Genomic DNA, 13,810 nt, shown 5'->3' on the forward strand with positions numbered 1-13,810 from the left:
CTTAACCGATTAAAAAGCCCCCTCACTTTTCATCAGGGAGCCTTCCTCTCATCACGCCTTGCAGCTGCGCTGTAATTCAGCGAAGACATGAACTATAGCACCCTTCATTCATCTTTGTCAAGTGACTATCTTCTCCCTGACTTTTACTATGCTATTCCCTCCGGTGCCTTATTCTCCCTCTCAACGCTCCCGAAAAAGAAAAAGCCCCTTAGCGGGGGCTTTTGTCAATTGGAAATAAGAAAGGTTACCGCTTTTCAGCTTTCAGCGCTTCCTGTACTGCCGGACGTGCTTTCACCCGGTCAATATATTCGTTCAGATTTGAAAAATGGTCCAGCGGAACATTCAAACCTGGCGCCCAACGGGTCACAGTGAACAGGTAAGCATCGGCAACACAGAAAGCATCACCCATCAGGTATTGTTTGCCTGCCAGTTGCGCATCCACCCATTTGAAGCGCACAGACAATTTGTCTATGGCAAACTGTTTGGCTTCTGCCGGCATAGAGGCGTTAAACAAGGGGCTATAGCTTTTATGTACTTCTGTGCCAATGTAGTTCAACCATTCCATGGCACGGTAACGTGGCATGGAACCCGCCTCAGGCATTAGCCTTTTGCCCGGAACCTGATCGGCAATGTATTGCAGAATAACAGCGCCTTCTGTCAGACGTTCGCCATTATCAAGTTCAAGGATAGGTACATAGCCTTTGGAGTTAATGGCATACATGTCTTCGCCGGCTTTGGTTTTATGTGTTTTCAGGTCAACCAATACCAGCTCAAACGGAAGGCCTGCTTCATGCAGCGCGATAGATGAGGCCAGTGAACAGGTTCCCGGTGAATAATAAAGTTTCATGATCATTTTCCTTTTAATTCTCAGTGGCTTTACTTTTTACAAGACAGGGCAGATTCCCCGTTTTTTACATCAATAAGCTTCTATCGTATACCAGCCGATAGCGATTGTCAGCCCTATGAGGAACACCCGCAAACACCGCAATGTTTATCTTTGATGTTATTACAACAAACCGCTTGTTTTTTTACATGAAGTGCTCAATCTGCGGCAAAAATGATTCCATCATTAACAATGCATGTCCGTTCAGTTGGAACACAGAACGGCGGCAATAACGTAATGCGTCTGGCGTACAGCACTGCTGATAAATCGGGACGGACAAGGGCTCTGCGTTGTATTCAAACGGGGTTCTCTGAAAAGTGGGGGCTTGTGTGCCAAACAATGTCTGTCCCAAGGGTGACTCTCCCCGATCCAGCATGCTCAGCCACGGTGAGTCCGGTACGTTGAGGCATTCACTGCGCGCCTGCACCACAGGCACACCATCCAGGCATAAAAAAACTTCCCGCATCCATGTGGAATGCTCCTGCGAAAATATGCCATGCTCAGTGGCTTTATCTGCTTTCAAGGCCAGCAACTGCACTGAAAAAGCATGTGGCCTTTTTTTCAGCATGCCTGTCAAGGATTGTTGCACCGCCAGGTTTTTGATTTTAGATGTGAAGTGACGAGGAACCTCCTGCTGCCAACTGACCAAACCAATATCCATCATTCCATTACCAATTTAAAACCGTTTGATTGTGCCACCCGAATTTATACCCTAGCCCACCTCATGGCTACACTCAACAAGCACCATGCTCACTGATAATTTTCCGGCAGCACTTCAATGCTTTTATTATATTTATGATGCAGCAGCGGCCAAATAGGGCAAATACCAAGACAAATACATACACACATTCAACGGGCTCTTAGCCTGAATAACAAGGACTTGTGCATAGACGTTAAACTCAAACACGATGGCGGCATAAAGTCAGAATAATTCATGCTGCCCATTATGGCCGTTGCGCTGAAAATTCAATATGAAAGAAGCCTCAAACATCATGAGTACAACAAATACTGCACAACCATCCATTGCAAACGAGCATCAGCCAGTGACTGACCCGGCCGGGTTACATGCCATTTTCATTGTGCTCAATATTGCACAAAGACCTGAAAGCGCCTCTGCGGTCAGGGGGTTCTGCGAAGATTTTGCGGCACTGATCCGAAGCGCCAATCTGCGCGACGCCAGCCGCAGTGTCAGAGCAATTATGGGGTTTGGCTCCAACGCCTGGGACCGTTTATTTGGCTCACCCCGTCCGGCCAAACTGCATGTTTTACCTGAATACCGGGGCGATAAACATACGGCGCCGTCAACGCCTGGAGATATCTTTTTCCACCTGCGCGCCAACACCATGGATTTGTGTTTTGAACTGGCACGCCAGATCATGGTGAAACTCGGCGGTGACGTTGAGCCGGTTGATGAAGTGCACGGCTTTCGCTACTTTGACGCCCGCAGCATGGTGGGTTTTGTCGATGGAACAGAGAACCCTACCGGCGATGAAGCCTACGAATTTGCTGTCGTGGGTGAAGAAGACCCGGAATTTTCGGGCGGCAGCTATGTGATTGTGCAGAAATACTTGCACAACATGGATGAATGGAACAAGCTGCCTGTTGAGGAGCAGGAGCGCGCGATTGGCCGGCGTAAATTTGACGATATTGAACTGGACGACGACGTCAAACCTGCCAACGCGCACAATGCCGTCACCAACATTGCAGATGAAGATGGCAACGAACTGAAAATCGTGCGTGACAACCTGCCTTTTGGCAGCCCCTCTACAGGCGAATTTGGCACCTATTTTTTAGGCTATGCTCGCAACCCTGAAGTCACTGAACGCATGCTGTCCAACATGTTCATTGGCGATCCACCGGGGAACTACGACCGTTTGCTGGATTTCAGCACCGCGATCACGGGCACATTGTTTTTTATTCCTTCAGTTCCTTTGCTGGAGAGCCTGGCCGAGCGCGAGTCGCAAGCGATTACACCGACAGAAGCACCAATCATTACACCCGAAGATGTCGCAGAAAATCCTGCCCCTGTGGCGCCTGCCGCACCGGCAGCCTCTGCGGCCTCTGCATCCAAAAATACTGATGGCTCATTGAGCATAGGGTCGCTGAAGCAAAATCCGCAAAATATTTGATGAACGTTGTTCAAAACAAGATTAACTGATCTAAAGCCTTTGCGCACAAGGAGAATGAATATGAATAATCTGCACAGAGAACTTGCACCTGTTTCCGATGAAGCCTGGGCGCAAATTGAAGAAGAAGTTGTTCGCACCTTCAAGCGCAACCTGGGCGCACGCCGCGTGGTTGACATCAATGGCCCGCACGGCGCTAAATTTACTTCGGTAGGCACCGGGCACCTCAAGCCTCTGAAAACCTCGGATAAAGAAGTGATCACCTATCAGCATGAGGTTCTGCCACTGGTCAAGCTCCGTGTGCCCTTCACACTGAACCGCGAAGACATTGATGCGGTCGAGCGCGGATCAGACGATTCCGACTGGCAGCCTGCCAAAGATGCCGCCGAAAAACTGGCTTACGCAGAAGACCGCATCGTTTTTGAAGGCTTCTCCAACGGGGGCATGGAAGGCATGCGCGCCGGCACTTCCAACCCGGTGCTGACACTGCCCAACGACGCAGACGACTACCCCGATGTGATTGCTGCGGCCTTGAAACAGCTGCGCTTAGCCGGCGTGGAAGGCCCATACGTCATCGTCATGGGGGCTGAAGCCTACACCCGCCTGAGCGAAGCCAGCGACGACGGCTATCCGGTCATCAGCCACATTCGCCGCCTGGTTCCGGCAGACATCGTCTGGGCTCCGGCAATTCAGGGCGCATTCATCCTGTCGATGCGCGGAGGTGACTTTGAACTCAGCCTGGGGCGCGATCTGTCCATTGGCTACCAGAGCCATTCCGATGAAAGCGTCAAGCTGTACCTGGAAGAAACGCTGGTGTTCCGCCTGCTGACCAGTGAGGCTGTGGTGGCGATTAATTCTGCCGCACCGCGCAAAAAATAAGTGCCTACAATTCTGAAAATTTTTCAGGTCTATGAAAAGTGAAACGGGGCATTGATGCCCCGTTTTATTTTGTCCAGCAGCATGAGCCTTTGCCCGCTGAGCATGATCCACGATGGGTCAGCACGGCAAAAGACGCTTATTTTTGCTCGGAATACGCTTTCAATTCATCTTGCAGCCATTGCTGAAAACGCTGCAAAATCTTACTTTTCTGGTGCTGCTCAGGCACCACCAGGTAATAATTCCGGTAGCCCCAGCGCTTGGCTTTACAGGCTTTGATCAGCTTACCTTCCTGCAATTCCTCTGCCACCAGCAGTTCCGGCACCAACGCCACCCCCAGGTTATGAATGGCACTGGCCACAATCATCGCAAACGATTCATAACGCGGGCCACGGGTGGAGAATGGCTGTGCCGGCGGTATCGTTCCCTGTGCAACAAACCAGCGCCGCCAGCCATCCGGGCGCGACGTAATCTGCAACAGGTTGCTTCCGATCAGATCAGCCGGTTCCAGCATCTTCTTCCTGCGATTGCCGATGCGCTCCCGAATCTCGGCCATGTAATCCAGGCTGCACACAGGCACCACTTTTTCTTCCATCAGCAGCGTGGTCGTTACCCCCGACCAGGTATCCATCACCTCTGGCTCTCCGCAGAAAAGCGCGGCGTCAAACCGGGTCTGGGAAAACAAAAACGGCTTTGAAAAGGCATCCATATGGATCACCATTTCCGGGAACAACGCTTTCAAAGACCCCAGCCGTGGAATCAGCCAGGTGGTCGCAAATGTGGTCATGGTTGCCAGATTCAATGCCATGCCGCTCTGATAAGCCATGGCATCCAGCGTATCGAGCTCAAGCGCCCCCAGCCTGGCAGCAACCAGGTTAGCATAATCTCTTCCGGCCACAGTCAACTCAACGCCATGGCGCGTACGGCGGAACAGCCGGATCTGCATGAACCGCTCCAGTGATGCAATCTGCCTGGATATGGCGCCCTGGGTTAGCCCCAGCTCTTGGGCTGCGCGCGTGTAGCTTTCATGCCGGGCAGCCGCATCAAAACATAATAAAGCTTGAGTGGATGGGATATTTCTACGCATAGATGCCCTCTATTATGCAATGCCAGCAGGGCCTATACAATGATTTTCCTCAATAGTTGGCTATCTGGCGTATCATTTTGCCTGTTGAATGCGGAAATTCAGGGCTCTTTTTCCATGCCAGAACTGCTCGTACCAACAGCTCAATGGCGGCTTGAAATGATTGACCGTTTTCCTCTCCCTTGGCAGCAAGAGTACGATTAACAGCCCCCAAGGCGTCGGCAATAGCCCCAAAGCACTCAGAATGTTTAGGCCATTGCACTGTATATCCCCCGCATACACGGCCCTGATCCATATGTTTTTGCAAAAACTCAAAAGCTCATCACTGTTCAAAGGACCCCTGCCAGGTGCGACCGCCTCCCCGGTCATTATCTGGTTCATCGGTTTTTTTGCTTTTCTGGATGTGTACGCCATTCAGTCCATCCTGCCCATGATCAAAGCCGATTTTGACACCACGGCCACCCAGGCCGGCATGGTGGTGGGCGTCACCCTGTTTGCCATGGCGGCTGTATCACCTTTCATGGGACTGGTGTCGGACCGCATCGGACGTAAAAACGTATTGTGTTTTGCACTCATCGCGCTGACCATTCCCACCGCACTGATTCCTTTATGCACCAACCTGTATCTGCTGATGCTGTTCCGCTTCTGCCAGGGGCTTGCAGTGCCGGGCATCGTTGTGGTCACCATGGCCTATATTGCAGAAGAATTCCCGCCCACCAACATCGCCCGCATCACCACGGCCTATGTCAGCGGCACGGTGATGGGCGGCTTCAGTGGCCGCTTCATTACCGGGCACGTCAGCGACTGGATTGGCTGGCGTGGCGGATTCCTGGTGCTGGCAGCCATCAACCTGATGGGCGTGATCATGGTGTTCAAGCAACTCCCGCCATCACAAAAGTTCAAACCCAGCACCAACTTTCATGCCGGTCTGGTCACGCTGTCGCATCACCTTAAAAACAAGCGGCTGCTGGCTGCCTGCGCCGTCGGGTTCTGCGTACTGTATTCGCTGGTGGCCAGCTTCACCTACATCAACTTCGTGCTCAACCACGAACCCTTCAACCTCAGCACCGCCGGGCTTGCCAATGTGTTTGCCGTTTACCTGATTGGCGTTTTCGTCACACCACTGGCCGGGCGACTCATCAGCAAGCTGGGCAGCCAGCGAGTGCTGATCATGGCGCTGGTGTTCTCATCTGCAGGCATCTGCATCACGCTCATTCCCTCTTTAACGGTCGTCATTCTCGGCCTGATCATTTGCTCGTCAGGCGTGTTCGTCTGCCAGTCAGCCTCGATCGGCTTTATTGCAACCAATGTGGATGAAGGCCGCTCACTGGCTTCAGGCATTTACAATTTGTCATACTACTCGGGCGGTGCCATCGGCGCCTGGCTGGCGGGGCTGGCGTTTGAAGCCTGGGGCTGGCCAGGCTCTGTTGCCAGTATCGTTGCCATGCAGTGCCTTGCCATTGTCATTGCCTGGACCTGCTGGAAACCGGTGCCTGCAAAAACCTTAGCAAGTTAGGAACCAGTTGTTCCCCCTGCTTTGCCAAAAAAGAGAATAAGCGGTATTATTGCCGGTTACAGACTGGGGCCGCGGTATGGCCAATCCGGTTATGTTTAAAAAATAAATGGAGACTTTTTATGGTTAACGCTACGCAGCACGCCACATTTCAGTGGGACGATCCTTTTTTACTTGACCAGCAGCTTACAGAAGAAGAACGCATGATTCGCGATGCCGCTGCAGCCTACGCACAAGATAAACTGATGCCGCGTGTACAGATGGCGTTCCGTGAAGAAAAAACCGACCCGACCATCTTTCGTGAAATGGGTGAAATGGGCCTGCTGGGCCCGACCATTGCCCCAGAATACGGCGGCCCTGGCCTGAACTACATTGCCTACGGCCTGATCGCCCGTGAAGTCGAGCGTGTCGACTCCGGCTACCGCTCCATGTTCAGCGTACAGTCTTCGCTGGTCATGGTGCCGATTGACGCGTTCGGCTCTGAAGCCCAGAAACAGAAATACCTGCCCAAACTGGCTACCGGCGAATACATCGGCTGCTTTGGCCTGACCGAGCCCGACTACGGGTCTGACCCCGGCAGCATGGTGACCCGCGCCCAAAAAGTGGCTGGCGGTTACAAACTGTCCGGCGCCAAAACCTGGATCTCCAACAGCCCGATTGCCGACGTGTTTGTGGTGTGGGCCAAGGAAGTTGACGAAAAAGGCAACACCGGCCCGATCCGTGGCTTTATCCTCGAAAAAGGCTGGAAAGGCCTGTCCGCTCCCGTCATCCACGGTAAAGTCGGCCTGAAAGCCTCCATCACCGGCGAAGTCGTCATGGACGAAGTCTTCTGCCCCGAAGAAAACGCGTTCCCCGAAGTCCGTGGCCTCAAAGGCCCCTTCACCGCGCTGAACAGCGCCCGCTTTGGCATTGCCTGGGGTGTTCTGGGTGCGGCTGAATTCTGCTGGCACACATCACGCCAGTATGTGCTGGACCGCAAACAGTTTGGCCGCCCGCTGGCAGCCAACCAGTTGATCCAGAAAAAACTCGCCGACATGCAAACCGAAATCGCGCTGGCGCTACAAGGCTGCCTGCGGTTTGGCCGCATGAAAGACGAAGGCACCGCTTCGGTGGAAGCCACCTCCATCCTCAAGCGCAACTCCTGCGGCAAAGCACTTGACATTGCACGCATGGCACGCGACATGATGGGCGGCAACGGCATCTCTGACGAATTCGGCGTTGCGCGCCACCTGGTCAACCTGGAAGTTGTCAACACCTACGAAGGCACGCACGACATCCATGCCCTGATCTTGGGACGCGCACAAACCGGCCTCGCGGCTTTTGCCAACTGAAACCGCTGACAACAGGGCGCTGCAAAAGTGCCCTGCTGAACTTTGAGGGGCACATGCCCCTTGAAGCGCAACCGAATCCATAACAAACATACAGGCAGGCAGTCCGCGTTCCAATATCGTCTGGCTGGCTGCTGTTAGCCTGGTCAATCATCTGATTGGAGACAAGGCATGACAACTTCTACCGCCGCCTCCGGTTCTGCACTGGCAGGACTGCGCGTTTTAGACCTTTCCCGCATATTGGCCGGCCCCTGGTGCACCCAGATACTGGCCGATCTGGGCGCCGATGTAATCAAAATCGAGCGACCCAAAGTGGGAGACGACACGCGCCAGTGGGGCCCTCCCTTCATTGCCGACGAAAACGGCGATCCGACCCAGCTTGCCACCTACTTTCTGTGCTGCAACCGCAATAAACGTTCTGTCGCGGTGGACATCTCCACCCCAGAAGGCCAGAAACTCATCTGCGAACTTGCCAAGCAAAGCGACATCGTCGTTGAAAACTACAAAGTCGGCGGACTGAAACAATACGGGCTGGACTACGAAAGCCTTCAAAAACTCAACCCGCGCCTGATCTATTGCTCCATCACCGGCTTTGGTCAGACCGGCCCTTACGCGCCGCGCGCCGGGTATGACCTGCTGATTCAGGCTTCCGGCGGCCTCATGAGCATCACCGGCCAGCCCGATGATGCCCCGGGCGGTGGCCCAATGCGTACCGGTGTGGCCGTGATTGACATCCTCACCGGCATCTACGCCAGCACAGCCATTCTGGCAGCAGTGGAATCGCGCCACAAAACCGGCAAAGGCCAGTATGTCGATATGGCGCTGCTGGACGTTTCCACCGCCATTCTGGCCAACCAGGTATCGGCCTACCTCAACGCCGGGCGCGACTCAGTGCGCCAGGGCAATTCGCACCCCAGCATCGTACCGTATCAGACCTTCCCCACCGCAGACGGCAACATGCTGCTCGCTGTAGGCAACGACGGCCAGTTTGAACGCTTTTGCGGCGTGATCGGCAAACCCGAATGGGCCAAAGACGAACGCTTTGCCACCAACAAGGCACGCGTCATCAACCGTGAGGTACTGGTGCCGATGATCTCGGACGTCACCCGCACCAAAGCCACGGTGCAGTGGGTTGACGCGCTGGAAGGCAAAGCCGTACCCTGCGGCCCGGTCAACCAGATGTCTGACGTGTTCAAAGACCCGCAGGTGCAGGCCCGTGGTCTGCGTGTAGAACTGCCGCCCACCCAGGTCGATGGCGTCACCACCGCACCGGTTTACACCGTGGCCAGCCCGGTACGCCTGAGCGATACCCCGCCGGTATTGAGCTCACCCCCGCCGGCGCTGGGGCAGCATACCGACGAAGTACTGCAATCCATTGGCATATCCAAAGACACCATTGCACAGCTTAAAAGCCAGGCCATCGTCGGTTAGTCAACCCGCTTATACATTCCATACGCATGTTTGCATTTTTCTATCACATGCGTATGGAAGAACCCTGCACAGACCTCTCCCCAAAAACACGCTCCTTAGAGCAGGGGTTGAATATTCCATATTGACCTTCATCTAATTATTTTCAGCAGACGGGTCATCTCCATGCGCCTTCCCACCTTTTCCTTGCTGGGCTCCGGTCCTACCATTCTGATGCTGCACGATGCATGCGGCACAGCGCAGAGCTTTGCCCCGCAGTCGGAAGACTTTGCCAACCTGCGCTGGCGCTCTGTTGCATGGAACATGCCCGGTTATGCGGCCAGCGTGCCGCAGGAACCATATTCGGTACAGACCATGGCACGCAGTTGCATCCAGCTGATTGAAGCGCTGCAACATGAACAGCAGCGCCCGGTGGTATTGCTAGGCCATGGCATTGGCGGCATGATCGCACTGGAAGTTGCTTTGCGCCGTGCCGACCTGGTTGATAAACTCATCCTGGCAGCCACCCTGCCAGCGGTAAAAGGCAATGCGCGCGAAGCCCACCTAACATTGCAGGATCACAGCGCACAGGCGTTGAACGGCGGACAGACCATGCCGCAACTGGCACGCCGCATGCTGCTTTCTTATACCGCACCCCAGGCCGATGCTGCGGGCGTTGAGCTTGCCATGCGCTGCATGAGCGACATCCATCCGCGTATTTACCAACTGGCACTGCAAGCCCAACTGGCATTTGACCGCAGCAATGCACTTACGCAAATCCAGTGTCCTACATTGTGGATCACCGGCCGGCAGGATCCGCTGATTCCTGCCGCACAAGCCTACGCCATGGCACAAACCATGCACAACGCACGTTATGTAGAACTTTCAGAAAGCGGGCACTTCGTCAACCTTGAGGTTCCCGAACAATTCACCGAACTGGTAATGGATTTCATTGCGCCTCCTGTTACAAAAACCTGAATTTGGGGGCGTTTTCAATTCAATTGCCAAAAGCGCAATTTTGTACAATCCCAAACCGCAGTGCGTGCCTACACTGGAAAACACCATTTTTCAGAAAGGCACCTACATGCAAACACAAAACCTGTTTGAACAATTCAGCACAGGCCAATGCCATCTGCCCAATTCACCCGACTCACCCGATTCAACCACAGACTGCGCTGCACTGCCGTGGCACAAACACCCACAGTTTGACGGCGTTGAACTCAAGCACCTGATCACCGCTGCGCATACCCACGGGCAATTCAGCTACCACCTGGTACGCATCGCGCCGGGCAAACGCATCGGGCTGCATACGCACCCAACACAACTGGAAACACATGAAGTCATCGCCGGAACCGGCCAATGCATCACCGAAGGCAAGCAGATCACTTACCGCCCCGGCACACTGGCTGTTTTACCTGCAAAACAGCCGCACGAAGTGATTGCCGAAAAAAACGGCCTGTACCTGCTTGCCAAATTCATGCCTGCGTTATGTTGACAGCTTGAACCCTTCGCTCTCTTTGTAAAAACGCTTCCAATACGTGGTCATGGCTGTATAGGCAGCCTCATGGTAATCAGCGCCTATACCAATTGGATGTATCATCATTAACGCAAGAAATTGACAGACCACTTCTTTTTGTTGCAATGAAAAAAGTTGGAAGCGCTCATTTCTTTCTTGACATGGTGAGGAAAGAGTAACCAAAATCATATGTATGGACCATGAAAAATCCATATTGGTAGCCCCTTTTTCTACACCACTATTTTTTAATGCAAACACCATGTATGCGGGAAGATAATAGCGTATCCCTATTTCATCTAGAAAAAGCAACGCTTCTGCATGATGCACGATCTCACTGTCGGGAACATCCTGCCAGCACTTATCCACATCAAACAAAGCTACAGATACAAACTCATTATGCGCACCACCCTTATCCAAAACGCCTGCCTGAGAAAGTGAAATGCCCCCTTCTCTGGAAACACCATGAAATACCTGCTCTATCTGCTTAAGTGTTTGAGAAACTTTTTTTTCTAACTCTTTTATCCATGATGTCATTTCTTTTTCTTGAAGTACACTCGCAACCAGCCTTCGAGCTGATAAACGTTCTTCAAACACATTGAAATTTGTCGATATCAGATTCAAATATGCTTCATCTGCCATATGCTCCTCTAACTGCGCAGCATGAGAGCATAGCCATTGGTCAAACGCTTTGTAAGGCATTTCCCCTAATGCAAACTTCTGAAAGTACATCTGCATACCTTGCGGTAGACTCATCGGCATATAAATCCCCTTGGATAAAAATCCTTGACCTCCACATACCCACTCGAAATACAACCATGTCCACTTGACTAAGCTGTATTACTCCGGATATCCGGTTGATAACCTGATTGGTATGAAGACCCGCTTATATGCGCAGGGGGTTAATCCTAACAGATGTTTAAAATGCCGGGTCAGATGGCTCTGGTCATAGAACCCGGCATCCTGCGCAACACCGGCAATGGAACCACTTTGCTCCAGCAGGCGCTGGGCCTTTCTGACCTTGCCCTGAATCTGAAACTGATGCGGCGTCAGCCCGCATTCGCGCTTAAACTTTCTGATCAGGTGGTATTTGCTCATACCCACTTGCACAGCCAACCGCTCCAGCCCCATTTCTGCATCCTCGGCGCTTTGCTGCAAATGCTTCATTTTCAGCAAAAGTTCAGGCGTATGCAAATGCACCTGCTGCCATGCGCATATCGCTTCAAGCGTCTGCCTGAACCGTTCAATGCAACCAGCCTGCAAATGGCCATGCTTAAAAACACATGAAAGCGCCTGCTGCAACACGCCCACAACAGTGGGCATATGTTCCTGCTGCATCAGGTCGACATGAACCGACAACGACAGCATGTCATATGCAGATACAGGCGTGATGGCGTGCACTTCATACGGTGCAATCCAGAACATCTGCCCGGGTAAAATCCTGCGTGCCTGCTGCCGGTGTTCCAGCATAACCCCGCCAGCCAGAACCATTCCCACCGTGAATGTGCAAGCGTGGTTATGCTCAGGATAAGCAACATGGCAGTCCTGCAGATGAATCAGCTCCAACTGCCCGCAGCGGTAATACATGGCACCCGTTATTATTCAGAATAGATGGTGTTCATTGTATACACATACAACACCACCGTTCCCTGCCAACACTGCATTCGTGACAGCACAGCCTCAAATCGGCCTGGCAATCAGGTCGTGCCCTTGCGCATCCACAATCACCGCTTTGGTAAATTCGCCCACATGTAGCCGCTTGCTGATTTTTTCCGGCGGCAGCAAATGCACCACACCATCAATCTCAGGCGCATCGGCATAGCTGCGGCCACGGCCGCCCTTTTTGCCGAGGCCCGGCGCATGGTCTACCAGCACCTGCATCGTGGCGCCAATGCGTTTTTGCAGCTTGCTCACCGAAACCTCTTCGGCCACTTCCATAAAGCGTGCCTGCCGTTCTTCCCTGACCTCCTGCGGCAACTGCCCCGGCAATTCATTGGCCTTGGCACCTTCCACCGGCGAATAGGCAAAACAGCCGGCGCGGTCAATCTGCGCTTCGTGCATGAAATCCAGCAAGTACTGGAACTCGGCTTCCGTCTCACCCGGAAACCCGGCAATGAATGTGCTGCGAATCACAATTTCCGGGCACATGCTGCGCCAGGCCTGAATCCGCTCCAGGTTACGCTCGCCGCTGGCCGGGCGCTTCATGCGCTTGAGCACATCGGGGTGCGCGTGCTGCATCGGCACATCCAGATACGGCAACACCAGCCCCTGCGCCATCAGCGGAATCACTTCATCCACACTGGGGTACGGGTACACATAATGCAGCCGCACCCACGCGCCATAAGGCTCTGCCAGCGCGCCCAGCGTCTGCACTAGTTCCAGCAGGCGGCTTTTCACCGGGCGGCCTTCCCAAAAGCCGGTACGGTATTTGATATCCACACCATAGGCCGATGTGTCCTGGCTTACCACCAGCAGTTCCTTCACACCGGCGTCAAACAGCTTTTTCGCTTCGGTCAGCACATCGCCAATCGGGCGCGACACCAGCGTGCCACGCAAATCCGGAATAATGCAGAACGTGCAGTGATGGTTACATCCCTCGCTGATCTTTAAATACGCATAATGCCTGGGCGTGAGCTTGATACCCTGCGACGGCACCAGATCGGTAAACGGGTCATGCGGCTTGGGCAGATGCTCGTGCACCACATCCATCACCTCCTGCAGTGCATGCGGCCCGGTCACAGCCAACACGCTGGGGTGCACCTCTTTCACCCAGTTGCCGCCCTGATCGTTGGTGCGCGCGCCCAGGCAGCCCGTCACAATCACCTTGCCGTTTTCGGCCAGCGCCTCGCCAATCGTATCCAGACTTTCCTTCACTGCATCGTCAATGAAACCACAGGTATTCACAATCACCAGATCAGCCCCGGCAAAACTGGGCGAAGTCGCATACCCTTCGGCACTCAGTTGCGTCAGGATTACTTCGGAATCGGTCAGGGCTTTCGGGCAGCCTAAAGACACCCAGCCAATACTTGGCACAGGATTTGGCACTTTGTTGTTCATACGTGGGAATAATCAGCTGATAC

General features: G+C 53.5%; 14 protein-coding genes. 7 read left to right on the top strand and 7 right to left on the bottom strand.

Annotated features, from left to right (window positions below; translation table 11 throughout):
- Positions 1-244: 244 nt before the first annotated feature.
- Entirely contained in the window at positions 245-847 is a 603-nt protein-coding gene (gstA, locus tag AACY98_RS13590) for a glutathione transferase GstA (protein WP_126980355.1), read from the bottom strand.
- Positions 848-1,028: 181 nt separating this feature from the next.
- Entirely contained in the window at positions 1,029-1,547 is a 519-nt protein-coding gene (locus AACY98_RS13595) for a chorismate--pyruvate lyase family protein (protein ID WP_339805860.1), read from the bottom strand.
- 328 nt (positions 1,548-1,875) lie between these two features.
- On the opposite strand from AACY98_RS13595, the gene AACY98_RS13600 reads away from it, so the two are divergent.
- Both AACY98_RS13600 and AACY98_RS13605 read left to right on the top strand, forming a co-directional pair.
- On the top strand, positions 1,876-3,012 hold the full coding sequence (locus AACY98_RS13600; RefSeq protein WP_339805861.1) for a Dyp-type peroxidase: 1,137 nt from the start codon (positions 1,876-1,878) through the stop codon (positions 3,010-3,012).
- A 60-nt stretch (positions 3,013-3,072) separates the two neighbouring features.
- Entirely contained in the window at positions 3,073-3,888 is an 816-nt protein-coding gene (locus AACY98_RS13605; protein ID WP_126980358.1) for a family 1 encapsulin nanocompartment shell protein, read from the top strand.
- Between the two features lie 136 nt (positions 3,889-4,024).
- Here AACY98_RS13605 and AACY98_RS13610 read toward each other — a convergent pair whose 3' ends face one another.
- Positions 4,025-4,972: a LysR substrate-binding domain-containing protein gene (locus AACY98_RS13610; RefSeq protein WP_126980359.1), complete on the bottom strand. Its 948-nt coding sequence runs from the start codon at positions 4,970-4,972 to the stop codon at positions 4,025-4,027.
- A 49-nt stretch (positions 4,973-5,021) separates the two neighbouring features.
- Complete coding sequence (locus AACY98_RS13615; protein ID WP_339805865.1) at positions 5,022-5,264, bottom strand: hypothetical protein; 243 nt, start codon at positions 5,262-5,264, stop codon at positions 5,022-5,024.
- Between AACY98_RS13615 and AACY98_RS13620 the strand changes: the two genes are divergently transcribed.
- From AACY98_RS13620 to AACY98_RS13640, 5 genes are all read left to right on the top strand, one after another.
- On the top strand, positions 5,265-6,485 hold the full coding sequence (locus AACY98_RS13620; protein ID WP_339805867.1) for an MFS transporter: 1,221 nt from the start codon (positions 5,265-5,267) through the stop codon (positions 6,483-6,485). It abuts the gene before it with no gap.
- Positions 6,486-6,604: 119 nt separating this feature from the next.
- The gene (locus tag AACY98_RS13625; protein WP_126980361.1) at positions 6,605-7,813 is read left to right on the top strand and encodes an acyl-CoA dehydrogenase; all 1,209 of its coding nucleotides are present in this window, start codon (positions 6,605-6,607) and stop codon (positions 7,811-7,813) included.
- Positions 7,814-7,981: 168 nt separating this feature from the next.
- The gene (locus AACY98_RS13630; protein ID WP_339805872.1) at positions 7,982-9,241 is read left to right on the top strand and encodes a CaiB/BaiF CoA transferase family protein; all 1,260 of its coding nucleotides are present in this window, start codon (positions 7,982-7,984) and stop codon (positions 9,239-9,241) included.
- A gap of 162 nt (positions 9,242-9,403) precedes the next feature.
- Positions 9,404-10,195 (top strand): alpha/beta fold hydrolase, encoded by a 792-nt coding sequence (locus AACY98_RS13635; RefSeq protein WP_339805874.1) that lies wholly within the window; start codon positions 9,404-9,406, stop codon positions 10,193-10,195.
- A 106-nt stretch (positions 10,196-10,301) separates the two neighbouring features.
- Entirely contained in the window at positions 10,302-10,712 is a 411-nt protein-coding gene (locus AACY98_RS13640) for a cupin domain-containing protein (RefSeq protein WP_339805877.1), read from the top strand.
- Here the strand turns inward: AACY98_RS13640 and AACY98_RS13645 are convergent.
- From AACY98_RS13645 to rimO, 3 genes are all read right to left on the bottom strand, one after another.
- A complete protein-coding gene (locus AACY98_RS13645; protein ID WP_339805879.1) occupies positions 10,704-11,492 on the bottom strand; it encodes a DUF6714 family protein in 789 nt (262 codons plus the stop codon). The two genes, AACY98_RS13640 and AACY98_RS13645, sit on opposite strands and share 9 nt — an antisense overlap.
- A gap of 78 nt (positions 11,493-11,570) precedes the next feature.
- Positions 11,571-12,317 carry a helix-turn-helix domain-containing protein gene (locus AACY98_RS13650; protein WP_339805881.1) on the bottom strand — a complete coding sequence of 249 codons (747 nt, stop codon included), beginning with the start codon at positions 12,315-12,317 and terminating at the stop codon, positions 11,571-11,573.
- Positions 12,318-12,410: 93 nt separating this feature from the next.
- Positions 12,411-13,775, bottom strand: a complete 1,365-nt coding sequence (rimO, locus tag AACY98_RS13655) for a 30S ribosomal protein S12 methylthiotransferase RimO (RefSeq protein WP_423817578.1) — start codon at positions 13,773-13,775, stop codon at positions 12,411-12,413.
- Positions 13,776-13,810: the final 35 nt, after the last annotated feature.

This window comes from Saezia sanguinis (genome assembly GCF_963921665.1).
GTDB classification, from domain to species: Bacteria; Pseudomonadota; Gammaproteobacteria; order Burkholderiales; family Burkholderiaceae_C; genus Saezia; species Saezia sanguinis.